The sequence below is a fragment of the Kineococcus auxinigenes genome, assembly GCF_050871525.1.
In the GTDB taxonomy this organism is placed as follows: domain Bacteria; phylum Actinomycetota; class Actinomycetes; order Actinomycetales; family Kineococcaceae; genus Kineococcus.
In genome coordinates, this window is sequence record NZ_JBKBCT010000006.1 from 64,561 (window position 1) to 86,468 (window position 21,908).

Sequence of the window (21,908 nt, forward strand, 5' to 3'; positions counted from 1 at the left end):
GCTACCTTTTGCGCCTCCTCTAGGCTACCGAATGCGGCCCCCCAGCGCTGCCGAACGCCGATCACGCCTCCTTCGGCGTCCCCGGCGCGATGCCCGCCAGCAGCGCCTCGAACGCCTCCTCGTCCACCACCGGAACCCCGTGCTTGCGCGCGTCGAGGACCTTGCGCACCCCGGCGTCCGGCTCGTTGGTCACCAGCAGCCCGGTGGTGCGGCTGACGCCGTTCATCACGTCCAGGCCGGCGGTGATCGAGCGGGCGATGAGGTCCTCGCGCGGGGTGGTCGTGTCGCCGCTGAAGACGACCTTGGTGCCCTGCACCAGCGCCTCGCCGACCACCCAGCGCCCCGGGTCGGTGAACGCGCAGGGGGTGCGCGGTGCGGTGGCCGGGCGCCGCCAGCGCCGCTGCGCCGGGGTGGGCGGGTTCTGCCGCAACGGGATCAACGGCAGGTCGATCCCCTGTTCGGCCGCCTCGCGCAGGGAGGCGCGCAGCACCTCGGTGAGCACGCGGGTGTCGTCGACGGCGTCGTGGGCGCGTTCCTGCGCCACGCCCCAGTGCGCGGCGACGCGGGCGAGGGTGAGGTCCGGCAGCGGCAGGCGCAGCCGCCGGCTGAGCGTCACCGTGCACAGGAAGTGCGGCACCCGGTGCTCGGCGCCGCTGCGCTTGAACTCCTCGTGCAGGAAACCCCAGTCGAAGGGGGCGTTGTGGGCGACGAGCACCCGCCCGGCGAGCAGGTCCGCGAGCTTCCCGGCGACGTCCGCGAAGGTGGGGGCGTCGTGCAGCATCTCGGCGCTGATGCCGTGCACGTGGGTGGGGCCGGGGTCGCGGCCGGGGTCCACCAGGGAGTCCCACGCGCCCTCCACGCGCCCGTCCGCAGTCAGCTGCACCACCGCGACCTGCACGACCCGGTCGGCGGAGGCGTCCATGCCGGTGGTCTCGACGTCCACGACGGCGTAGGGGTGCGGGTAGCGGGCGACGACGTCCGCGGGGAGGGGGTCGGGCAGGTCAGCGGGCGGGGTGTGGGGGAGCACGAGCCCATGATGCGCGCCCGGTCCGACGGGAGCCGCAGCTGACTCGGACGCCACATATACATAGTCCGTACGATGTACATGTACGTGAAGATGTGGCCCGGTCACCGGGTTCGAGCTCCGCCTCCTCGTCGCGAGCAGCTCCCTCAGACGGGTGCCAGCAGCTCGCGCGCTCCCGGCGTCAGGAGGTGTTCGACCCGCTCCCACGGCACCAGGTACTGCCGCGTGCCGTGCCCGCCGAGCTGCTGGTCCTGGAACCAGAACGTGATCCCGTCCTCCCCGGACTGCCACGCCGCCCAGTTCACCTCCTGCGGCGCGAGCCCCTCCGCATCGGTGACGGGCTCCCCAGCCGCGTCGGCGACCTCCTCCACCACGGGAGCGAGCTCCTCGAACGCCGCGCGCGGGTCGGCGAACACGTCGCTGAGCACCACGGGTTCCTCGCGCTCGACGTCCAGGACGACGGTGGTCACGGACGTCGTCGGGTGGGCGGTGCCCTCGGTGGAGTCGACGAACTCCAGCAGCACCTGCACGGTGCGCCCGTCGTCGGTGGTGACGGTGCCTTCCCCGGTCAGCAGGCGCGGCGGGTCCCCGTCGAGCACGGTGGCCGCGGCGGCCTCGACCACGTGGTCGGCGGAGGCGGTCACGCGACGGTTCACCTCGCCGGCCACCGCCGGGCCCGTGGCGCGCGGGACGGTGACGTCCCACGTGAAGGTGCCGTCGGAACCCGTCAGGTGCTCCTCGTCCCAGCGCAGCGCCTCGCGCGCGGGGGTGGGCTCACCGCTCGGCGTGGAGGAGGAGGTCGTGCTGCCCGGCGCCGCGGCGAGAGACGCCGGCTCGGCGCCGCACGCGGACGCGGTGATCCCCGCGAGGAGCACCGCGGCGCCCCAGCGCGCCGGGCGGGAGGTGGACATGGCGGGACCCTTCGCCGGGAACGAGAGGTCGGGACCCTACCGAAGCGAGCCCACCGGCGAGGGGAGTTTCCCGGGACGGTCCGCACGCATGCTTGCGCCCGGCCGACCCCGCGTGCTCCCCTGACGGCCGGGCGAGGCGAGGGGGTACGGGCGGTGAGCCGGAGCGAGCGCGGGCACGACGCCGCCGCACCCCCGGAGCCGCCGACGGAACCGGTGCTGCTGGCCGCCGACGACCTCTCCGGCGCCGCCGAGGCCGCCCTCGCGCACGGCGGGCCGAGCACGCTGCTGCTCGACCCGGGCATCCCCACGCCTGCCACGGACATCCTGGTGCTGGACCTGCACTGCCGCACCGGCTCGGCCGAGGCCGCCGCCGACGGGCTGCGCCGGGCGCTGACGCGGCACGCCACCGGCCCGGGCGGGCACCGGCGGCGGGTGGCGCTGAAGGTGGACTCCCTGCTGCGCGGCCACCTGGCGGCCGCCGTCGCCGGCGCGCTCGCCACGGGCGCGCCCGTCGTGCTCGCCCCCGCGCTGCCGGTCGCGGGCCGCACCGTGCGCGGCGGCGTCGTGCACGTCGACGGTGTGCCGCTGCACCGCACCGGCGCCTGGCACGCCGAGCCGACGGTGCCGCCGGTGTCCGTGGCCGCCGCCCTCGGCGCGGTACCCGCGCACGCGCTGGGCCTGGACGCGGTGCGCTCTCCCACCTCCGCGCTGGCCGCGGCGTTCGCGGCGGCGGCCGCCCGCGGAGCGGTGGTGGTGTGCGACGGCACCGACGCCGGCGACCTCGATGCCGTGGTGCGCGCGGCCACCGCCGTCGGCGCAGTGCTCGTCGGCTCCGCCGGCGTGGTCGCCGCCCTCGGCCGCTCCCGGCCCGCGCCCCGCGCAGCAGCGGCCCGCCAGGCAGCGCCGCCAGCGGGCGGAGACGTGCTCGTCGTCGTCGGCACCGCCGCCCCGGGCGCCCGCGCACAGCTGCACGCCCTGCGGCGGGCGGGCGCGCGCGTCGTGGAGCTCAGCGAGGACCCGGCGGCGACGCCCCGGGCGCTGCGGGCGGGGTTGCGCGGCGGGTGCGCGGCGCTGACGCTGCCGCCCGGTCCCGTGGAGCCGGCCCGCTCCCGGCACCTCGTCGGCGCGCTCGCGGACGCCGCGCGCGCCGCGGTCACCGCGCACCCGACCCCGCTGCACCTGGCCCTGACCGGCGGGGAGACCGCGCGCGCCGTCCTGGACGCCCTGGGGGTGCGGGTGCTGGAACCCCTGCGGCAGGTGCACCACGGCGCCGTCGTCTCCCGCGCCCCCGGCGGGCGCCTCGTCGCCACCCGCCCCGGCAGCTTCGGCGACGCCGGTTCCCTGCTCGCCCTGGCTCGGGCGCTGGGCGCCCTGCCGGGAACCCCCGCACCGCACCTCGACGCCGTCCCGGAACGACAGGAGATCCCCCGATGAGCACCGCCCCCTCCCCCGCCGCCCCCGCGAGCGGGAACCCCGACCCGGGGACGCCGTTCATCGCCGTCACCATGGGCGACGGCGCGGGCGTCGGCCCGGAGGTGACCGTGGGCGCGCTGCTGGACGTGGGGGTTCTCGCGGAGTGCCGCCCCGTCGTCGTCGGCGACGCCGCCCGGTTGCGGCGGGCCGCCCGCGCCCTGGGGGTGGACGCGCACGTCGTCGCGGTGGGTTCCGTGGCCGAGGCGGAGTTCACACCGGGGCGCGTCAACGTGATCGACCTGGGACTGCTGCCGGAGGACCTGCCGTTCGGCGAGGTCTCCCCGGTGGCCGGTGACGCCGCGTACCACTACGTGCGGGTGGCCAGTGAACTGGCGCTGGGCGTTGCGGTGCAAGGGATCTGCACGGCCCCGCTGAACAAGGCGGCCCTGCACGCCGGCGGGCACGTCTTCCCCGGGCACACCGAACTGCTCGCGCACCTCATGGGCGTGGAGGAGGTGTCGATGATGCTGTCGACGCCGCGGGTGAAGGTCATCCACGTCACCACGCACCTCGGCCTGATCGACGCGATCTCCCGCATCGAACCCGGCCTGGTGGAGCGCACCGTGCGCCGCGGGCACGCCGCGATGGTGCGCTCCGGGGTGGCCGAGCCGCGCATCGGCGTGTGCGCGATCAACCCCCACGCCGGGGAGGGCGGGCTGTTCGGGTACGGCGAGGAGGCCGAGAAGATCACCCCGGCGATCGAGGTGCTGCGGGCCGACGGGGTCGACGCGCGCGGCCCGCTGCCCGCCGACACCGCGTTCTTCCTCGCCGGGCGCGGCGACTACGACCTGATCGTCGCGATGTACCACGACCAGGGGCACGGGCCGGTGAAGGTGCTCGGCATCGAGGCCGGGGTGAACATCACCGTCGGGCTGCCCGTCATCCGCACCTCCGTCGACCACGGCACCGCGTTCGACATCGCCGGCACCGGCCGCGTCGACGTGCGCAGCATGGTGGAGGCGCTGCACCAGGCGGCGCAGATGTCCCCGCGCCCCGGGGCCTGAAACCCCGGGCGGTGCCTCAGGCGGGTTCCTCGCCGGTGCCGCCGTCGGCCTGTTCGCGCAGCAGGTCCAGGTGGCCCAGGTGCCGGGCGGTCTCCTCGACCAGGTGCAGCAGGATCCAGCGCAGCGAGGAGTCCCGTCGGTGGGCGGTGGCGTCCAGGGACGCGGCCGCGCCCACCACCGCGTCGCACCGGCGGGACTCGGCGGCGTACTCGGCCAGGAGCTGCTCGACGGTCACGTCCGCCGGCACCCGCCACTCCCCATCGGGGTCGTCGTCGCTCCAGTCGAACTCCAGGCCCTCCTCGCCGGCGAACACGTCGCGCAGCCAGGAGCGTTCGACGTTCGTCAGGTGGCGCACCAGGCCGTGCGGGCCCATCCCGCTGGGGGTGGTCGCCGAGCGCAGCGCGTCCTCGTCGGCGCCGCGCAGCTTCCACGCCACGAGGTCGCGCTGGCGCTGCAGCACGCCGAGCACGGTGGTGCGCTCGTCGCCGTGGTGGGCGGCCTCGGTGATGCCCGCCCGCGTGCCGTTGACCGCTCCGCTGCCGTCGTCCACCCGCCCACCGTAGCCAGGCGGTGCGCGGTGGGGGCGCGTCCGCCCGTGACGGACCTGCGCCGCTCCCCTACGGTGAAGGCGTGGTCCCGGCCGATGTCCCCTCCGCCGCCGCCGAGCACGGCTCCGGGTCGCCGCCCGCGCTGCTGGAGGCCGTCCTGCGCCCCGGCGGCCTGCACCTGCGGCTGGACGGGCCGACGGCCGAGGACCTGCTCGTGGCGCTGTCCCGAGGGGAGGCGGTGTGGGAGGACGTGGACGTCCTGCCGGCCGGCTCCAGCGGAGAGGTCCTCGACGTGGAGGCGAGCATCGGCGACCGGGTGCTGCTGCGTTCCGAGGACGGCACCCGCGCCTCCGGCGCCGTGGACGTCGTGGACCCCGACACGGCCCCGCAGCAGCCGGAGGCGGACGGGGAGGAGCCCGAGGCGGGCACGCCTGACGAGGACGCCACCGAGGGCGAGTCCGAGGCCACCGAACTCGAGGAGGACACGTCCAAGGATGACGACCCCGAGGGTCGTGAGGCGCTGTGGCAGGTCGCGAGCACCCTGGAGGAGCGCCACGGGGAGTGGAACGCGCACCCCGAGGGGCCGGTGCTGCACGTGCACGGCCGGTTCGGCAACACGTTCCGGGTGGCGGCCGAGGGGATCAGCGCGGGAGCCGGGGACGTCCGCGCCGTGTGCGCGATCTCCTCGCGCGGCGACTACACGCTGCTGGTGGTCGCGGGCCGGGAACTGCTGCGCGCTGAGGAGCGGGCGGGGGTCCCCACGCAGTGGCGCCACTACGACCTGCCCGCGCACCTGGACGCCGCGGCGCTGGCGCAGAACCCGGACGTGGAACGGCGGTGCCGGCGCCCGCAGCGCTCGCCGCTGCTGCCGCCGGAGGGTGCGCTGACGCTGCTGCGCGACGCGGGGATCGACGTGTCCGCGCCGCTGGACCGGTGCAGCGCGTGAGGGTCACCGCGTCCGCCCCGACCTGACCGTTCCGACCCGGGAGACCCCGTGCCCACCACCCGGACCCACGGCGACCTGTTCGAGCTCGGCCTGCCCGCTCTCGCGCACGGCTGCAACTGCCGCGGCTCGATGGCCGGCGGCATCGCCCTGCAGTTCCAGGCCCGCTGGCCCGACATGGCGCGCGCGTACCGGGAGCGGTGCCTGGCCGGGGACTTCCAGCTCGGCGACGTCATGCCGTGGGAGACGCCCGAGGGGCTGGTGGTCTACAACCTCGCCACCCAGGTCGAGACCGGCGCCGACGCCCGGCTCGACGCGATCGACACGACCGTGCGGGCGGCGCTCGTGGACGCCGAGCGCCGCGGTCTGGACCGGGTGGGGGTGCCGCGCATCGGCGCCGGCATCGGCGGGCTGGACTGGGCGGACGTGCGTGAGGTGCTGCACCGGGCGGGGGACGAGTCGCCCGTGGAACTGGTGGTCGTCACCCGGCCGCGCGGCTCCTGACCGCGTTCCTCCCCGCAGCGGGGCGCCGCGCGTGCACGACCCCGTGCACGCGGTCCGCGGCGGCGACGACGTCCTCGTGCTCCCACACCCGCACGACGTGCCAGCCGGCCTCCGTGAGCCGGGCGTCGGTGTCGCGGTCCCGCGCGGTGATGCTGCCCAGCTTCACCCGCCACCAGGCGGCGTTCGCCCTCGGCGGGTGGACGTGCACGGGGCACGAGTGCCAGAAGCACCCGTCGACGAACACCGCGACCCGTGCGCCGCGGAACACCAGGTCCGCGCGGCGCCGCCGGTTCGTGCCCGGCGGGGTGGCGTCGACGAGGTAGCGCAGGCCGCGCCGGTGCAGCTCGCGGCGCAGCGCCAGTTCCGGCGCGGTGTCGCGGCGGCCGGTGCGGCGCATGATCCCGGCGACGGCGGCGCTGGAGGCGGGCGGTGCGGGACCGGGTTCCTCCCACGCGCTCACCACCGCACCGTACGGCTGCCGACGACGCTCCGGGCCTGCGTCCACAGGGCGGTGCCCCGCCGGGGTGCGCGGGTCCTGCGCGCACCCCGGCGGTGACCTCAGCTCAGCTCGAGGTCCACGTCCACGTCGAGCACAGCGGCCGAACCCAGCGGCAGGCCGGGCGGGGTCAGCGTGCCGATGGCAGCCTCGACGACGGCCCCGGCCGCGAACGTCGTCGCGTCCTGGAACAGCCCACCGACGAGCTGGATCGACGTCGGCATGCCGTCGCGGTCCCGCCCGGTCGGCACCGCCAGCGACGGGTGACCGGTCAGGTTCGTCGGCGCCGTGTTCGTCACCATGGTGGTGCCGCGGCCGAGGATGACGTCCTCGGGCTCGGGGTGGTCCAGCAGTTCGGGCGCGACCTGGGGGGTGGTCGGCATCGCCAGGAGAGTCGCCTCCCCGAGTGCCGCCTCGACCTGCTTGGTCAGCGCGAACCGCAGGTTCTGCGCCTTGGCGTGCATGGTGCCGTGGTACTCGTCCTGCAGGTAGCGGCCGGTGAGCAGCCAGACCTTGTAGAAGGGGGCGAACTCGTCCGCCTCCAGCTTGCGGGTGAGCGCGAAGGCGTGGGCACGGTTCCCGTCGACGACGCCGCGGTGGCCGAAGCCGATGCCGTTGGACTGGTTCATGCCCCAAGCGAGCGTGCACAGCAGTGCGGTCTCGATGGACCAGGCGTCCTTCCACAACGGGATCGAGACCCGGGTGACCGTGGCGCCGGCCTCCTCGAGGGCCGTCAGGGCGCGCTCGAAGTTCGTCAGCACGTCCGGGTCGCAGATCGTCGGGTCGACGGCCTCCTCCACCACGGCGATCGTCATCCCCGCCACCCCCCGGTCGAGGGCTTCCACGCAGCGCGTCGGCTCGTTGGCGCCACGCACCCACTGCGGGTCGCGCTCGTCGTGGCCGGTGAGGACGTCGGTGGCGATCGCGGTCGTCCGCACGGTGCGCGCGATGGGGCAGACGTAGTCGATGGAGTGGTCCATGTGCGTCACGCCGGCCGAGGGGATCGCCCCGTGGGTGGCCTTCAGGCTCACCACCCCGTTGAAGGACGCGGGGATGCGCGCCGAGCCGCCCTGGTCGACCCCCAGGGACAGGTCGACGTGGCCGGAGGCGACCGCCGAACCGGAACCCCCGGAGGACCCGCCGGCCGAGCGGGTGCGGTCGTGCGGGTTGCGGGCCGGGGCGAAGAACGCCGACTCCCCCGTTCCGGAGGAGGAGAAGTCGTCGAGGTTCAGCTTGCCGACGAGGGTGCCGCCGGCGTCCAGCAGCCGTTCCACCGCCACCGCGTCCGAGGTGGGGGTGTAGGGGGCGACGCGGGAACCGTTGGTCAGCGGAACTCCCGCCACCGCCAGGTTGTCCTTGGCCCCGAAGCGCATCCCGGCGAGCGGGCCGTCCGGTGCGCCGGGCACCAGGCACCGGCGCACGAACGCGTTGAACGGGTCCTCCTCCGGCGTGGGCCGGCGTCCCGGGTCACGGGTGGTCCACTTCAGCGGGGCGTGGTCGAAGGGCAGCTCGTCGAGGCGGTCGATGGAAGCCAGCACCCCCTCCAGGACACCGGCGTACATCTCCGCCTCGGCGTCGGTCAGGTGCAGGAACTCCGCAGCGCCGGCCGCCTTGACCTGCTCGGGGGTCGGCTTGCGGAGGAATCCGCGCAGTCGTGTGCTCGTGGGTTCCACGGTGGTCTCCTCTGCTGGGGTCAGACGAACGGGGTGAAGACGAGCTGCGGTTCCTCCTCCTTCAGCATGGGCACGGCGTACATGGCGTCGATCTGGGCGCGCACGTCCGGGTAGGAGCGCACGATGGCGTCGAACTCCTCCGGGGTGACGGTCAGGCCGGCGGCGGCCAGCAGGACCTCGACGGACGTCTTCGGGTCGGTGGTGGTGCTCACGCGGCGACCTCCAGGGTCATGGCGGGGACGGCGAGGTGGTGGGTGGTGATGCGCTGGTAGGCGTCGGCGGCCTGGAAGACGGTCGCCTCCTCGAAGGGGCGGCCGGCGATCTGCAGGCCGAGCGGTAGGCCGGTGGAGGTGAACCCCATCGGGATCGACATGGCGGGCAGCCCGACGGCGTTGAAGTAGGGGGTGAGGACGGTGGCCATGACGAGGTCGAAGTCCAGGCTCTCCAGGAGCGGGGCGGCGATCGTCGTGGTGGGCGTCAGCAGCAGGTCGACGTCGGTCATGAGTTCCGTGGTCGCCTTGACCGTGGCGCGGCGCACGCGCTGCGCCTGCACGTAGTCGGCGGCCGAGAAGAGCGCCCCCTTGACGATCGCCATCCGGGTCGGGGCGCCGTAGTCGGCCCACCTGGCCTGCAGGTCTCCGCGGTGGTAGGCGAACGCCTCCGCGCAGAACCCGTAGGCGGTGGCCGTCATGGCCTCGGCGAAGTTCGGCAGCGCCACCTCCACGACGTCGGCGCCGGCGGCGGCGAGCACGTCCACGGCGGCGCGGAACGCCACGGCGTTCTCCGGGTCGAAGCCCGGGGTGTCGAGCAGGTGGGTGGCCACGCCGATCCGCAGGCCGGTGACGTCGCCGGTGAGGGCCGCGAGGTAGTCGGGCACGTCGACGTCGGCGGTCGTCGGGTCGGACGGGTGCGCCCCCGCCATGACGCCGAGCATCAGCGCGCAGTCGCGCGCGGAGCGGGCCATCGGGCCGACGTGGTCGTAGGAGAACCCCAGCGGGGTGCAGCCGGACTTCGGCACCCGGCCGAACGTCTGCTTCATGCCGCTGATCCCGCACAGGGCGGCCGGGTAGCGCACCGAGCCCCCGGTGTCGGTGCCCAGGCCGCCGAGGAACAGGCCCGCGGCGACGCCGTTGCCGGTCCCCGAGCTGGAGCCGCCGGTCCAGCGCTCGGTGTCCCACGGGTTGCGCGGGATCGGGAACGGCTTGGACGGGTCCGGGCAGCCGACCGCGTACTCCATGGTCGTGGTCTTGCCGGTGACGATCCCGCCGGCCGCCTTGAGCCGCGCCACGACGACCGCGTCGCCCTGCTCGCCGAACGCGGGGTCCATGACGAGGCTCTGCGACGTGGTGGGGGTCCCCTCGACGGAGAGGATGTCCTTGATGCCCAGCGGGATCCCGGCCAGCGGTCCGGGGTCGTCCCCCGCGGCGAGGGCGGCGTCGACCGCGGCGGCCGCCTCCAGGGCGGCCTCGTCGGTGCGGTGCAGGTACACCCCGAGCGTCGCGTCGAGGGCGTCGGCGCGGGCGATCGCGGTGCGGACCAGATCGACGGCGGTGGTCGTCCCGGCGCGCAGGGCGGCGGCGGCGTCGGCGATGGTGAGCAGCTCGGTGGCGGGGGTGGTGAGGGCGGTCAGGGGTTCGGTGGCGGTCATGCGGGCGCTCCAGCGGTCGAAGGGGCGGTGGTGTGCAGGGGTTCTTCGGCGGGCCTGGACAGGTGGTGGGTGGTGGCGGCCTGGAAGGCGGAGGCGAGGGCGAACAGGGTGGGCTCGTCGTGCGGGCGGCCGGCCAGCTGCACGCTCGTCGGAACCCCGTCCACGAGCGCACCGGGCACCACGAGGGCGGGGCTGCCGGAGTAGTTGAACGGAACGGTCACGCGGCTGGCGACGTCGAGCCAGTCCACGAGCCCGTCGCCGGTGTCCACCAGCATGTCCGCGAGCTTCGGCGGGGTGGTCGTCGCCGCCGGGGTGACGAAGGCGTCGAGGCCGGCGGCCGCCATCACGGAGTCCAGCTGCTGCTGGAACACCGCCCGGTAGCGCAGCGCCTTGAGGTAGTCCGCGGCGTGCACGTACGGGGTGGCGGAGAGGATCCCCGCGCCCATGGCGTCGCGGTCCTCGATGAGGTGGGCGACGTCGGCGTGCAGCGACAGCATTTCCGAGTAGATGACCGTCCAGCTGGCGGCGGCGATGACGTCGACCTCCTCGAGCTCGACGTCGACGACCTCCACGCCCGTGCCCGCCAGTTCCACCAGGGCGGACTCGTACGCGGCGCCGACGGCGGGGTGCATCCGTTCCTCGAACCACCCGCGCAGCCGGCCGACCCGACGACCGGCGACGCTCGCGCCGATCGCCGCGGTGTGGTCGGGGACGGGGCGCGCGGAACTCGTCGGGTCACCGGCGCTGGCGCCGCTGATGACGTCGAGCACGAGCGCGGCGTCGGCGGCGGAGCGGGTCATCGGACCGGCGTGGTCCATCGTCCAGGACATCCCCATGACCCCGTCGCGCGGCACCCTGCCGTAGGTGGGCTTGATGCCCGTCAGGCCGCAGTAGCTGCTGGGGATGCGGATGGAGCCGCCGGTGTCGGTGCCGATGGCCACCGGCAGCATGCGGGCCGCGACGGCCGAACCCGATCCGGAGGAGGAGCCACCCGTCGTCCGCTCCACGTCCCACGGGTTCCGGCACGGCCCGAACGTGCGGTTCTGAGCGCCGCCGCACGCGAACTCGAAGGTGTGCAGCTTGGCGAGCAGGACGCCGCCGGCGTCGCGCAGGCGGGCCGCCAGCGTGGCGTCGGTGGTGGGGACGTGGTCGGCGTACAGGGCGGAACCGCCCGTGGTGCGGATCCCCGCGGTGGCCACGATGTCCTTCAGGCCGTAGGGGACCCCTTCCAGGGGGCGGGCGGTGCCCGCGGCCCACCGGTCGGCGCTGGTGCGCGCAGCGGCCAGCGCCTGCTCCTCCAGCGGTGTCAGGACCGCGTTGAGGACCGGGTTCACCGCGCTGATGCGGGCGAAGCAGTCCTGGACGGCCTCGACGGGGGACGCCTCGCCCGCCGCGTAGAGGCCGAGCAGCTCGGTGGCGGTCAGGTCGGAGAGGTTCACGCGCCCGCCTCCCCCGTGGCTCCCAGCCAGCGCAGCGCGTGCGCGGGTTCGATGACCTGGCCGACGTAGGCGAGCGGTTTCGCGCGCAGCGCGAGGAGCGCGGGGCGCATCGCCAGCGCCTGCGCCAGGCCAGCGGCGCGGCGCTCGTCGCTCCAGTCCAGCCCCTGGTCCGCGGCCATCGCGTCGACGAGGGCCCGGTCCGGCAGGGGACCGGGGTTGTCGGGTGCGTCGGGTGTGGTCATGGCAGTGCCTCCTCCGGTGTGGTTGCTGCGGTGCGTGGTGCGGTCTGCGGGACGAGGTGGGCGGTGGGGACCCGGTGGTCCGCGGCCGGCCGGGGCCGGACGGCGAGCGCGAGCGCACCGGTGGCGAGCAGCGGCACGGTCCACAGCCCCAGGGCCGTCGCGGGTCCGGTGAGTGCGAGCAGCCCGGCGACGAGGGCGCCGAGCAGCAGCCCGGTGTCGCACGCGATCCGGTACCAGCCGAACGCGCTCTCCAGCTGCTGGGCGGTGTCCAGGACCAGCGCCGCGGGCAGCACCCAGGTCGCCCCGACGGTCACGCCGAGCGCGGCGCACCCGAGGACGAACGTCAGGGCCGTCGTGCCCAGGCCGATGAGGGTCAGGGCGACCAGGCCCCAGGCGCAGGCCACCGCCATCGCGGCGCGCCGGTCCAGCCGCGGGGGCAGCCGGGACGCGGCGAGCATCGCCAGGACGTCGGCCATCCCCAGGGCGGTCAGCGCCACCAGGAGCGTCCCGGTGCCCAGGCCGTCGCCGGCGCCGACGAGGGGGACGATCGTCACGGCCAGCCCGCTGCGGGTGGCCTGGCCGGCGCCGCTGAGCAGCAGCAGCCGCCGGGGCGGGCGGGGGCCGTGCCGCTCGGGCAGCCCCAGCCGGGGCCGGTGCGCGATCGGCGCGCCGCGCACCGCCGCGGCGGCGAGGACCGCTGCCGCTCCGGCGACCGCGGCCGCCGCGGTGAACGTCGCGGTCACGAGGTCACCGCCGGTGAGGGCGACGGCCAGGGCCGCGACCGGGCCGGCGGCGATCCCGGCGAACCACGCCGCCTGGAAGGAGCCGAACCCGGCGCCCCCGCCGGCTCGGCCCCCTCCGGAGGTCAGCGCGTACCCGGCCGCCCCGGTGAGCAGCGCCACCCCGACGCCCTGCAGGGCACGGCCCGCCACGAGCACCGGGTAGGCCGCCAGTGCCGCGAGGCCCGCACCCGCGGCGCACAGGACGAGCGAGGCGGTCACGGTGCGGCGCAGCGGCAGCCTCGGGATCCAGCGGCTCCCGAGCAGGCCGAGCACGACCACCGGCACCTGCAGGGCCGCGACCGCCGCGCCGGCACCGAAGGCGGTGGCGCCGAGGTGGACGGCCAGCACCGGGACGAGGGGGCCGGTGAGGCCCAGGGCGAGGCCCGACCCGGTGGTGACGACCAGCAGGGTGGTGCGCCGCTGCGCCGCGGGGCTCACTCGACCGACACGTCGGTGACGTCCACGAACCAGGACTGCGGTTCCACGAACCCCTGGACGTTCGCGGCGAGGACGCGCGGGTTGCGGTCGTTGACGACGAACAGCCACGGCGCCTGCTCGGTGATGATCGCCGACGCCTGCGCGTACAGGTCGCTGCGACCGGCTTCGTCGAGGGTCTCCTTGGCCTGCTGGAACAGCGCCTCTACCTGCGGGTCGTGCCAGCCGGTGACGTTGGTGACACCGGTGCCCAGCCAGTTGTTCCAGAAACCCTCCTGCTGGAACGACAGGCTGATGTTGATGGCGCTGGCCCCCCCGGGGATGTTGCCGACGAAGTAGTCGGTGAGCATGGAGGCCCACTCGATGGGCTGCAGTTCCACGTCGATGCCGACGGCTGCGAGGTCGCGTTGCAGAGCCTCGTTCATCGGCCCCGGGATCATGTTGCCGGACCCGCTCGTCGGGTACGACAGGGTGGCGGTGACGCCGCCGGCGTACCCGGCGTCGGCGAGCAGCTGCCTGGCCCGGTCGGGGTCGTAGTCGTACAGGTCGTTCTCGGCCCGGTAGGCCGCGTTCGCCTTCGGGCACACCTGCAGGGCGGGTTCGGCGGTGCCCTGCAGGACGTTGTCGCAGAGCGATTGCCGGTCGATGGCGTAGTTGGCGGCCTGCCGGACGCGCACGTCGTTCCACGGTGCCTGCGTGGTGTCGAGGCACCACGGCCACACGTGGTCGTAGCTGTTGGTCTCGACCTGGAACCCCGCCTGCTTCAGCGAGGGCACGTCGTCCGGCGGGGGCACCTCGATCCAGTTGACCTCGCCGGAGCGCAGCGCCGCGACGCGGGTGGTCGTGTCCGGGATGGGGCGCAGGATGAGCGTGTCGACCGCCGGCGCACCGTCCCAGTAGTCGGCGTTCGCCGCCAGCTGCAGGCTCTGGCCACGCTCGACGCTGACGAACGTGAACGGGCCGGTGCCGACCGGCTCCTGCCCGAACCCGTCGTTGCCGGCCGCCTGGATCGCGGTGGGCGAGCCCATGTAGACCGTGGTGAGGTCGGAGGGGAGGTAGGCCCACGGGCCCGCGCAGTCGATGCGGAGCGTGTGCTCGTCGACGGCGGTGGCCGCGGCGATGCCGGCGATGGACAGGCCCGCCTGGCCGTTGAGCTCCTGGTAGAAGAACTCGAACGACGGGTCGGTGTAGCGGCGGAGGTTGAACACGGCGGCGTCGGCGTTCCACGGGGTGCCGTCGTGGAAGCTCACGCCCTGGCGCAGCGTGAACGTCCACGAGTCGCCGGTCTCATTCGGTTCCCAGCTCTCGGCGAGCCCGGGCACCACGGGGGGGATGACGCTGCCGTCGGTGAGGTCGAAGCGGGTGAGGCCGTCGTAGAGCTGGTTGGCGACGAACCGCAGGCCCTCGTAGCCCTCGTTCTGAGCCATGCCCGTGTCCAGCAGGGGGATGTCGCTGGCCGTCATGCCGATGACGAGCGTGCCGGCTCCCTCGCCGCCGCCGCCCTCGCTGGCCGCGCCCGGTGCTGAGCAGGCGGCGGCGAGGGTGCTGAATCCGGCGAGGGACGCGAGCAGGACGTTGCGGCGGGTCGTCCCCGTCGCGGCGGGGAACGGCGGAGGGGTTGGCGGCGCGGTGTGGGCCACGGGTGTTCCTCTCTGGCGCTGAGCTGGCGCTCAGGCCGGGGACGGAGCGGCGAGAGCGGGGCGGGAGGTGAGGTTGAGGTGGCAGGCGGCGAGCGAGCCGGCCGGTGTCACCGCCAGCAGGGGGCGGTCGGCGGCGCACGTGTCCATCACCCAGGGGCACCGGGTGCGGAAGGTGCACCCCGAGGGCGGGTCGGCGGGGTTGGGCGGTTCCCCGGTGAGGACGATCCGCTCGCCGGGCGCGCCGGGTGCCGACGACAGCAGAGCCTTGGTGTAGGGGTGAGCGGGATCGCGGTACAGGGAACCTGCGGTGGCCTGCTCCACGACGCGCCCGAGGTACATGACGAGCACGCGGTCGCTGATGTGCTCGACGACGGACAGGTCGTGGGAGATGAACAGGTAGGAGACGCCGAGGTCCGACTGCAGCTCGGCCAGCAGGTTGAGCACCTGCGCCTGCACCGACTTGTCCAGCGCGGAGACCGCCTCGTCGCAGACGACGAGGTCCGGGCCGGTGACCAGGGCGCGGGCGATCGCGGCTCGCTGCAACTGCCCGCCGGACAGCTCGTGCGGGTAGGAGTCGCCCTGTTCGGCCCGCAGACCGCAGCGGACGAGCATGTCGTCGACGGTGGAGCGCCAGGCGCGGCGGGCGACGCCGTGCGCGCGGAGGTTGAACTCCAGGGAGGAGCGGACGGTCAACCGGGGGTTGAACGACGTCTGCGGGTTCTGCGGCACCAGCTGCAGGCGGCGGCGGACCTCCTTCAGCTCACGGCCGCGGGCGCGCAGCACGTCGGTGCCCGCGAAGGTCACCGTGCCCCGGTCGGGTTGGAGCAGCCGCAGGACCATCTTGGCGGTGGTGGACTTCCCGCACCCGGACTCCCCCACCACGCCCAGGGTCTCGCCGCGGGCGACGGTGAAGCTGACGTCGTCGGCGGCGCGGGTGCCGTTGGGGAACGTCTTGGCCAGGTCGACGACGTCGAGGAGCTTCTCCCGCGCCGGGCCGGGCGCGCCCGCGGGGCTCACGCCGCCACCACCGGGTTCGCGACCGGGCAGGCGGCCCGGTGCCCGTCGGCGACCGGCAGCAGCGCGGGGGGCTGCGTCCGGCAGGACTCCTGGGCGAGTGCGCACCGGTCGGCGAAGGAGCAACCGTGGAAGTCGGTGCCGGCGACGGGCGGGGACCCGGGGATCGCCTTGAGGTGCCCGCGTTCGCTCGTGGGCCGGGGGATCGCGTCGAGCAGGGCCTGCGTGTAGGGGTGCCGGGGGTTCTCCAGGACCTCCTTCGCCGGGCCCTCCTCGACGATGGAACCGGCGTACATCACCGCGACCCGGTCGGCGACGTCGGCCGCGACGGACACGTCGTGGGTGACCAGCAGCAGGGCGGTGCCGAGCCGCTCCTGCAGGTCGCCGAACAGGTCGAGGATCTGCGACTGCACCGTGACGTCCAGGGCGGTCGTGGGTTCGTCGGCGAGCAGGACGACGGGGTCGCAGGCGACGGCGATCGCGATGGCGACGCGCTGGCGCATGCCGCCGGACAGCTCGTGCGGGTGGGAGGTGGCGACGCGCGGGGGGCTGGGGATGCCCACCAGGGCGAGCAGTTCCAGCGCCCGGGCACGGGCGGCCCCCCGGTCCGCCACCATGCCGTGCAGGCGCAGGACCTGCTCGAGCTGACGGCCCACCGGGCGCAGCGGGTCCAGGGAACCGTTGGGGTCCTGCGGGACCATCGCGAGGGTCCGCCCGCGCACGGCACGCACGGCCGCGGCGTCCAGCCGCATGAGGTCCTGGTCCCCGAGCACCACGCTGCCGGTGTGCCGGGCGGAGGACCCGTACAGCCGCAGGATCGAGCGGATCGTCACCGACTTGCCGCTGCCGCTCTCCCCGAGCAGCACCAGCGACTCCCCGGCACCGACGCTCACGTCGACGCCGCGCACGGCGAGGACCTGCTGGCCCCCGCGGTTGAAGGTGGTGGTCAGGCCGGTGACCTCCAGGGCCGGGCCGGCGGTGGGCGCCGGGGCGCAGGGAAGGGCGGCAGCGGTCCCGGGGGTCTCGGTGGGGCTGGTCACGAGGCGTCCGTCCTCACGTTGAAGAAGTCGCGGAGGCCGTCGCCGAGGACGTTGAACGCCACGGAGACGACGAGGATCGCGACGGCGGGCACGAGCAGGAGCGAAGGTGCGGTGAACAGGTACTGCTGCATCTCGCTGACCATCACGCCCCACTCGGCGGTCGGCGGGGAGACGCCGAGACCGAGGTAGCTCAGCCCGGCCGCGTAGACGATGGACAGGCCGACCAGTGCGGTGGCGTAGACGACGACGCCGGGCGCCACGTTCGGCAGGACCTGGCGCAGGGCGATCGACACCCGGCCCGCGCCGGAGACCTGGGCCGCAGCCATGAAGTCGGCGGACTTGATGCGCATCGCCTCGGACTCGGTCACCCGCGCCACCGGGGGGACGAGGATGACGGCCAGCGCGATGATCGCGTTGCTGATGCCCGACCCGAGCGCAGCGGCGATGGCGATGGCCAGCAGCACGGCGGGGAAGGCGTAGAGCACGTCGAGCGACCGCATGACGAGCGTGTGCACCCTCGGGTGGCCCAGGGCGGCGATCAGTCCGAGGACGATCCCGACGGCTGCGGCGAACACCACCGGCAGCAGGCCGGCGAGCAGGGAGGGGCGGGCTCCGTGCAGCAGTCGCGTGAGGACGTCGCGACCCTGCCCGTCGGTGCCGAGCAGGTGCCCCGGGGAGCCGATCGGCTGGAGGCGGGCCGCGAGGTCACCCTCCAGCGGCCCGTAGGGCGAGATCAGCGGGGCGAGGAGCGTGAGCGCCGCGACGGCGGCGAGTACGACGGCGGACACCAGGGCCGGTGCCGGGAGGCGGCGCGCCCGCCGGGCGGTGCGGGGCCGGCTCACCGCAGCCGGGGCGAGCGCGGGTGCTTGGGTGGTCATCGTTCCTCCTGGCGGTGTGGCGGCAGGCGGGTCCCGGGCGGTTCCGGGCAGGGCGCACCGTCCGGTTCGGTGGAACCGGTGCGAGGGCGTCCAGGGGACGCGGTGGCGAGCGGTCAGGCGCGAACCCGGGGGTCGATGAGGCTGTGCAGCAGGTCGACGACGACGTTGATGAGGACGAAGGCGAACGCCGCCACCATGACGCCGGACTGGATGACCGCCAGGTCGCGCTTGGAGATGGAGTCGAACACGAGCTGGCCCAGGCCGGGCCAGGAGAACACCGTCTCGACGAAGACGACACCGCCGAGCAGGTAGCCGACCTGAAGACCCGCCACCGTCAACAGGGTGGGGGTGGTGTTGTGGAAGGCGTGCCACAGGATGCGGCGCTCGCTGAGCCCCCGGGCCCGGTAGGAGTCGATGAAGTCCATGCTCATCACGTCCAGGACGGTCGACCGGAACATGCGGGCGATGATCCCCGCGGGTACCAGGGCAGCTGTAATTCCGGGCAGGACGAGGTGCCAGAGCAGGTCGCCCCACGTTCCCCCGCCGATGGCGGAGTACATGCCCGACACAGGGAACCACCCGGTGCCGTTGGCGAGCACGATGATCAGCAGCAGACCGATCGTGTACTGCGGGGTGGAGATGCTGAACAGCGCCAGGGCGTTGCTGACGGTTGCAGCCACCCTCCCCCGGCGCAGGGCCGCCACCGCACCGAGCACCAGACCGAGGACGACCGCCAGCACGGCGGAGAACGCGGTCAGCCACAGCGTGTTGACGAACGCGTCGGCGACCAGGCCCAGGACGGGCCGCTGCTGGGCGATGGACTGGCCGAGGTCGCCCTGGAACATCGCGGCGAGCCAGCTCAGGTACTGCACCGGCAACGGCTGGTCCAGGCCGAGCCGCGCCGTGAGCGCCTCCCTCGCTTCGGGGGTGCTCGTCGGACCCAGCATGCTCGCCACCGGGTCACCGGGGATGATCTTGATGGTGATGAACACGACGAGCGACACCCCGAGCAGGATCGGCACGCTCAGCAGCAGTCGTCGTGCGAGGAACTTCGTCACTGTCGACCCCTCTTCCTCGGCATCCGCGAGACCAGAGCGAGCTTGTCGCTGCGCAACCGCCCGAAGCCCATCTCGACGGGGCGGCCGGAACCATCCAGGCTGATCCGGCGGAACAGCATCACGGCACGGCCGGCGGGCAGACCCAGCCGGAGCGCCGTGGGACCGTCCGCGTTGACCGCCTCGAACGTGATCTCGGCGCTGCCCAGGTCGACCCCGGAGTTCTCCATGTGCTGGTAGTAGTCACCGGTGAACGTGGCGCCCTGCATGCCCCGTGCATCGGACTCCCGCACGTAGCTGGAGGCTATGTGGTAGATCGCACCGTCCACGTGCATCTCGACGTCCAGGTGCCGCACCAATTCGGTGGTGGAGATCTGCAGACCTGCGGCGATGGGCCCCGGAGCGGGCATCACGTCGACGACGGAGATGCGACCCGTCACCGTGCGCTCGCGACGGTAGTGCCGGCCGATGTCCGCGCTGAGCGTGTCCAGGGGGTGCATGGCCTGCCGGTCGACCAGGTACGTCCCCGTCCCCTGCCGACGCTCCACCAGCCCCTCGGTGCGCAGCATCTGCAGCGCGCCGCGCACGACGCTGCGGGTGGTGCTGTACTCGAGCATGAGTTCGTGCTCACCCGGGAGCACGGATCCGGCGTCGAAGCGACCACGACGGATGTCCTCCCGGAGCAGGTCCCGGACGAGAACCACCCGGGGGTCCGTGAGGGGCTGCGGTGGTGCGGGAACCGCCGTCGCGATGGGCATGACCGAACGTTGGCCCGCGGGAGTTTCTATCGAATGTCTCATCCGTGACGAGGAAGTTACGCCGTCCAGTTGCACCATCAACCCCCTCTGACCTGCGATGATGCTGCACAGCGGCGTCGATCGGCCGAGAACTCGCAGGGCGCGGGTCGCTTCGCCCGATCGGGTGACAAGTGCTCAGTCCCCGTGGCGACGTGCCGACGAACCGGCGTGGCCCCCTACTCCTCCGTCAGGTCCGCCGGTCGCGGCGCCGCCGAGAAGGCGCGCGAGCACGCCGCGCGCGCCGAGGAGCTGCGCCGCGAGCTGACCCGGGTGGAGCGCGAGCAGCGCAACTGGGAGGCCGGTGCAGAGGGCGAACGGCTCGTCGCCGAGGCCCTGGCCGTGCTGGAGGCGGACGGCTGGACGGTCCTGCACGATGTCCGCTGGCCCGGCCGGCAGCGCGCGAACGTCGACCACGTCGCGATCGGTCCCGGCGGGGTCGTCGTGGTGGACAGCAAGAACTGGACCGGGGTGGTGTCCTTCCGCGACGACGAGCTGCGGGTGGGTGGCCGGTCGATGGCGAGGGAGCTCACCGGGGTCGCGGCCGCGACGTCCGCCGTCACCACGCACGTGCCCGCCCGGCACCGCCGCGACGTGCTCGGCGTGCTGTGCCTGGTGCAGCAGCACGCCCCCGCGCGGGAGGTCGGTGCGGTCACCGTCGTGAGCAGGGACGCCGTCGCGGACCTGCTGCGGGCCCTGCCGACGGCGCTGGAGCCGCGCCAGGTGACCCGGGTCGTCGACGTCCTGGCGAGGGAACTCGGCGACGATGCGGGGCCCGCGGCGGGCGGTGCCCTCACCAGCGCCGACATCGTCCCGCCCCGGCGGGCTCCTCGCGGACGGGTGCGGCAACCCGCCCGGAGACCGGAGCGGCGCCGGGGGAAGCAGCGCTCCGGGATCGAGGTCCTCGTGCGGGCGGTGCTGTCCGTCGTGGCGGCCCTCGTCGTCGTGGGGTTGTTCCAGGATTTCGTGGAGTCCCTCGGCGAGAGCCTGGCGCCTCCTGCGGTCACGACGCAGCAGCCGATCACCGGGCCGTGACAGCTGCGCTCAGTGCCCCTTGAACGCCTCCGCCAGCCACCACGAACCCCCGTCGTTGGCGATCTTCGCGTCGATCAGGAAGGGCCCGCTGCGGGGCCCGGTGAGCCAGGCGTCCAGCGCGTCGAGATCAGCGACCGTGCGCACCACGACGCCGTCGAACCCGTACCCGCGGGCGATCGCGGCGAGGTCGGTGTCGGGGAACGTCACCGTGGAGGTGTCCGCGCCGGAGGGGCCGAAGTGGTGCACCTCCGCGCCGTAGGCGGCGTCGTCGTACACGACGACCACCAGGGGCAGCCCCAGGCGCACCACGGTCTCCAGCTCGGCGGCCGCCATGAGCAGGCCGCCGTCACCGGTGCCGAGGACGGGCAGCCGGTCCGGTCGCGCCAGCGCCGCACCGATCGCGGTGGCCAGGCCGAGGCCGACGGACTGGAACGCCTGCGTGAAGCAGAACCCCTGCTCGTCGGGCACCGACAGGTACGCGCTGGGGTACCCCATGAAGTTGCCGGAGTCGATCGCGACGACCCGCTCGGTGGGCAGGCGCCGGTCCAGCTCACGGCTGAGGACCCGCGGGTCGATGGCCGTGGCGGTGGACAGGTCGGGGGTGTCGACGTCGGCCCAGCGCCCCTGCCGCGCGATCCGGTCGGCGACCTGCGCGCTGCGGTACCCCGGCACGGGTTCGGGGAACTCCTCCAGCAGCGCGGACGCCGTCTGCGCCACGTCGCCGAGGACGCCCAGGCCGATCGGCCGGTTCGCGCCGAGCGCGGCGTCCTCCACGTCGACCTGCACGACGCGCGCCCCGTCCCCGATGAGGGTTCCGTGCCGCATCGTCCACATGTTCAGCGTGCAGCCCCAGCCGACGAGCAGGTCGGCGCCGCGCACCAGGTCCGCGGTGGTGGGTGAGGAGAAACCCCCGGAGATGCCCAGGTCGAACTGCTCGCCGTGGAACAGGCCGTTCGCGACGGCCGACGTCGCCAGCAGCGCCCCGGTGCGCTCCCCCAGCTCCCGCAGCACCGGCCCGGCGGAGCGGGCGCCGCGGCCGGCGACGAACACCGGCCGCTCGGCCGCGCGCAGCAGCGCGGCCAGTTCGGCGACGGCGCGGCGGCCGGGTCGCACCGGGTCCGGCTGCGGGACCGGCGCCACCGGGTCGGGAACCCCGTCCGGGGCGGGTTGCGCCTGCACGTCCAGCGGCAGGTTCAGCACGACGGTGCGGCGCTCGTTGGGGGGGGGGGGGGGGGGGGGGGGGGGGGGGGGGGGGGGGGGGGGGGGGGGGGGGGGGGGGGGGGGGGGGGGGCGGGGGCGGGGGGCGGGCGCGGGGGGGGCGGGGGCGATG

Annotated in this window: 21 protein-coding genes and 1 pseudogene; 5 read left to right on the forward strand and 17 right to left on the reverse strand. The window is 74.5% G+C overall.

From position 1 onward, the window contains the following. Positions 1-61: 61 nt before the first annotated feature. Entirely contained in the window at positions 62-1,027 is a 966-nt protein-coding gene (locus ACRYR9_RS04020) for an exonuclease domain-containing protein (protein ID WP_432492742.1), read from the reverse strand. A 143-nt stretch (positions 1,028-1,170) separates the two neighbouring features. Continuing rightward, positions 1,171-1,935, reverse strand: coding sequence for a hypothetical protein (locus ACRYR9_RS04025; RefSeq protein ID WP_432492744.1), 765 nt, complete (start codon positions 1,933-1,935; stop codon positions 1,171-1,173). 153 nt (positions 1,936-2,088) lie between these two features. Between ACRYR9_RS04025 and ACRYR9_RS04030 the strand changes: the two genes are divergently transcribed. Together ACRYR9_RS04030 and pdxA are read left to right on the forward strand one after the other, a co-directional pair. Continuing rightward, positions 2,089-3,369: a four-carbon acid sugar kinase family protein gene (locus tag ACRYR9_RS04030; protein WP_432492746.1), complete on the forward strand. Its 1,281-nt coding sequence runs from the start codon at positions 2,089-2,091 to the stop codon at positions 3,367-3,369. Then, entirely contained in the window at positions 3,366-4,412 is a 1,047-nt protein-coding gene (pdxA, locus tag ACRYR9_RS04035) for a 4-hydroxythreonine-4-phosphate dehydrogenase PdxA (RefSeq protein WP_432492748.1), read from the forward strand. Before ACRYR9_RS04030 ends, pdxA begins: the two co-directional genes overlap by 4 nt. Before the next feature lie 16 nt (positions 4,413-4,428). On the opposite strand, the gene ACRYR9_RS04040 is transcribed toward pdxA, so the two are convergent. After that, positions 4,429-4,962 (reverse strand): DinB family protein, encoded by a 534-nt coding sequence (locus ACRYR9_RS04040; RefSeq protein WP_432492750.1) that lies wholly within the window; start codon positions 4,960-4,962, stop codon positions 4,429-4,431. Between the two features lie 80 nt (positions 4,963-5,042). On the opposite strand from ACRYR9_RS04040, the gene ACRYR9_RS04045 reads away from it, so the two are divergent. Further along, a complete protein-coding gene (locus ACRYR9_RS04045) occupies positions 5,043-5,906 on the forward strand; it encodes a hypothetical protein (RefSeq protein WP_432492752.1) in 864 nt (287 codons plus the stop codon). Positions 5,907-5,954: 48 nt separating this feature from the next. After that, positions 5,955-6,407, forward strand: a complete 453-nt coding sequence (locus tag ACRYR9_RS04050) for a macro domain-containing protein (RefSeq protein ID WP_432492754.1) — start codon at positions 5,955-5,957, stop codon at positions 6,405-6,407. On the opposite strand, the gene ACRYR9_RS04055 is transcribed toward ACRYR9_RS04050, so the two are convergent. The 13 genes from ACRYR9_RS04055 to ACRYR9_RS04115 form a co-directional block, all read right to left on the reverse strand. Further along, entirely contained in the window at positions 6,385-6,804 is a 420-nt protein-coding gene (locus tag ACRYR9_RS04055; RefSeq protein ID WP_432492788.1) for a very short patch repair endonuclease, read from the reverse strand. The two genes, ACRYR9_RS04050 and ACRYR9_RS04055, sit on opposite strands and share 23 nt — an antisense overlap. A 161-nt stretch (positions 6,805-6,965) precedes the next feature. Further along, entirely contained in the window at positions 6,966-8,576 is a 1,611-nt protein-coding gene (locus ACRYR9_RS04060; RefSeq protein WP_432492756.1) for an amidase family protein, read from the reverse strand. A 20-nt stretch (positions 8,577-8,596) separates the two neighbouring features. Then, positions 8,597-8,788 (reverse strand): hypothetical protein, encoded by a 192-nt coding sequence (locus ACRYR9_RS04065; protein ID WP_432492758.1) that lies wholly within the window; start codon positions 8,786-8,788, stop codon positions 8,597-8,599. Next, entirely contained in the window at positions 8,785-10,224 is a 1,440-nt protein-coding gene (locus ACRYR9_RS04070; RefSeq protein WP_432492760.1) for an amidase, read from the reverse strand. The genes ACRYR9_RS04065 and ACRYR9_RS04070 overlap by 4 nt, the downstream gene beginning before the upstream one ends. Further along, a complete protein-coding gene (locus ACRYR9_RS04075; protein ID WP_432492762.1) occupies positions 10,221-11,663 on the reverse strand; it encodes an amidase in 1,443 nt (480 codons plus the stop codon). The genes ACRYR9_RS04070 and ACRYR9_RS04075 overlap by 4 nt, the downstream gene beginning before the upstream one ends. Further along, entirely contained in the window at positions 11,660-11,905 is a 246-nt protein-coding gene (locus tag ACRYR9_RS04080; RefSeq protein WP_432492764.1) for a hypothetical protein, read from the reverse strand. The genes ACRYR9_RS04075 and ACRYR9_RS04080 overlap by 4 nt, the downstream gene beginning before the upstream one ends. Next, entirely contained in the window at positions 11,902-13,125 is a 1,224-nt protein-coding gene (locus tag ACRYR9_RS04085) for an MFS transporter (RefSeq protein ID WP_432492766.1), read from the reverse strand. Before ACRYR9_RS04085 ends, ACRYR9_RS04080 begins: the two co-directional genes overlap by 4 nt. Next, positions 13,122-14,762, reverse strand: a complete 1,641-nt coding sequence (locus ACRYR9_RS04090) for an ABC transporter substrate-binding protein (RefSeq protein ID WP_432492768.1) — start codon at positions 14,760-14,762, stop codon at positions 13,122-13,124. Before ACRYR9_RS04090 ends, ACRYR9_RS04085 begins: the two co-directional genes overlap by 4 nt. A gap of 30 nt (positions 14,763-14,792) precedes the next feature. After that, on the reverse strand, positions 14,793-15,779 hold the full coding sequence (locus tag ACRYR9_RS04095; protein ID WP_432492770.1) for an ABC transporter ATP-binding protein: 987 nt from the start codon (positions 15,777-15,779) through the stop codon (positions 14,793-14,795). Then, a complete protein-coding gene (locus ACRYR9_RS04100; RefSeq protein WP_432492772.1) occupies positions 15,776-16,816 on the reverse strand; it encodes an ABC transporter ATP-binding protein in 1,041 nt (346 codons plus the stop codon). The genes ACRYR9_RS04095 and ACRYR9_RS04100 overlap by 4 nt, the downstream gene beginning before the upstream one ends. Next, positions 16,813-17,694 (reverse strand): ABC transporter permease, encoded by an 882-nt coding sequence (locus tag ACRYR9_RS04105; RefSeq protein WP_432492774.1) that lies wholly within the window; start codon positions 17,692-17,694, stop codon positions 16,813-16,815. The genes ACRYR9_RS04100 and ACRYR9_RS04105 overlap by 4 nt, the downstream gene beginning before the upstream one ends. A gap of 113 nt (positions 17,695-17,807) precedes the next feature. Continuing rightward, on the reverse strand, positions 17,808-18,752 hold the full coding sequence (locus ACRYR9_RS04110; RefSeq protein WP_432492776.1) for an ABC transporter permease: 945 nt from the start codon (positions 18,750-18,752) through the stop codon (positions 17,808-17,810). Beyond that, positions 18,749-19,585 (reverse strand): GntR family transcriptional regulator, encoded by an 837-nt coding sequence (locus ACRYR9_RS04115; protein ID WP_432492778.1) that lies wholly within the window; start codon positions 19,583-19,585, stop codon positions 18,749-18,751. The genes ACRYR9_RS04110 and ACRYR9_RS04115 overlap by 4 nt, the downstream gene beginning before the upstream one ends. A 129-nt stretch (positions 19,586-19,714) precedes the next feature. On the opposite strand from ACRYR9_RS04115, the gene ACRYR9_RS04120 reads away from it, so the two are divergent. Then, positions 19,715-20,578 (forward strand): nuclease-related domain-containing protein, encoded by an 864-nt coding sequence (locus ACRYR9_RS04120; protein WP_432492780.1) that lies wholly within the window; start codon positions 19,715-19,717, stop codon positions 20,576-20,578. Positions 20,579-20,587: 9 nt separating this feature from the next. On the opposite strand, the pseudogene ACRYR9_RS04125 reads toward ACRYR9_RS04120, so the two are convergent. Further along, positions 20,588-21,793 (reverse strand): annotated as a pseudogene (locus ACRYR9_RS04125) (thiamine pyrophosphate-binding protein); the annotation flags it as partial. Positions 21,794-21,908: the final 115 nt, after the last annotated feature.

Excerpts from the sequence above, each read along its gene's own strand:
- ACRYR9_RS04025 (WP_432492744.1), bottom strand. The coding sequence starts at position 1,935 with ATGTCCACCTCCCGCCCGGCGCGCTGGGGCGCCGCGGTGCTCCTCGCG.
- ACRYR9_RS04105 (WP_432492774.1), bottom strand. The coding sequence starts at position 17,694 with ATGACCACCCAAGCACCCGCGCTCGCCCCGGCTGCGGTGAGCCGGCCC.
- ACRYR9_RS04055 (WP_432492788.1), bottom strand. The coding sequence starts at position 6,804 with ATGCGCCGCACCGGCCGCCGCGACACCGCGCCGGAACTGGCGCTGCGC.
- ACRYR9_RS04080 (WP_432492764.1), bottom strand. The coding sequence starts at position 11,905 with ATGACCACACCCGACGCACCCGACAACCCCGGTCCCCTGCCGGACCGG.
- pdxA (WP_432492748.1), top strand. The coding sequence starts at position 3,366 with ATGAGCACCGCCCCCTCCCCCGCCGCCCCCGCGAGCGGGAACCCCGAC.
- ACRYR9_RS04115 (WP_432492778.1), bottom strand. The coding sequence starts at position 19,585 with ATGGTGCAACTGGACGGCGTAACTTCCTCGTCACGGATGAGACATTCG.
- ACRYR9_RS04070 (WP_432492760.1), bottom strand. The coding sequence starts at position 10,224 with ATGACCGCCACCGAACCCCTGACCGCCCTCACCACCCCCGCCACCGAG.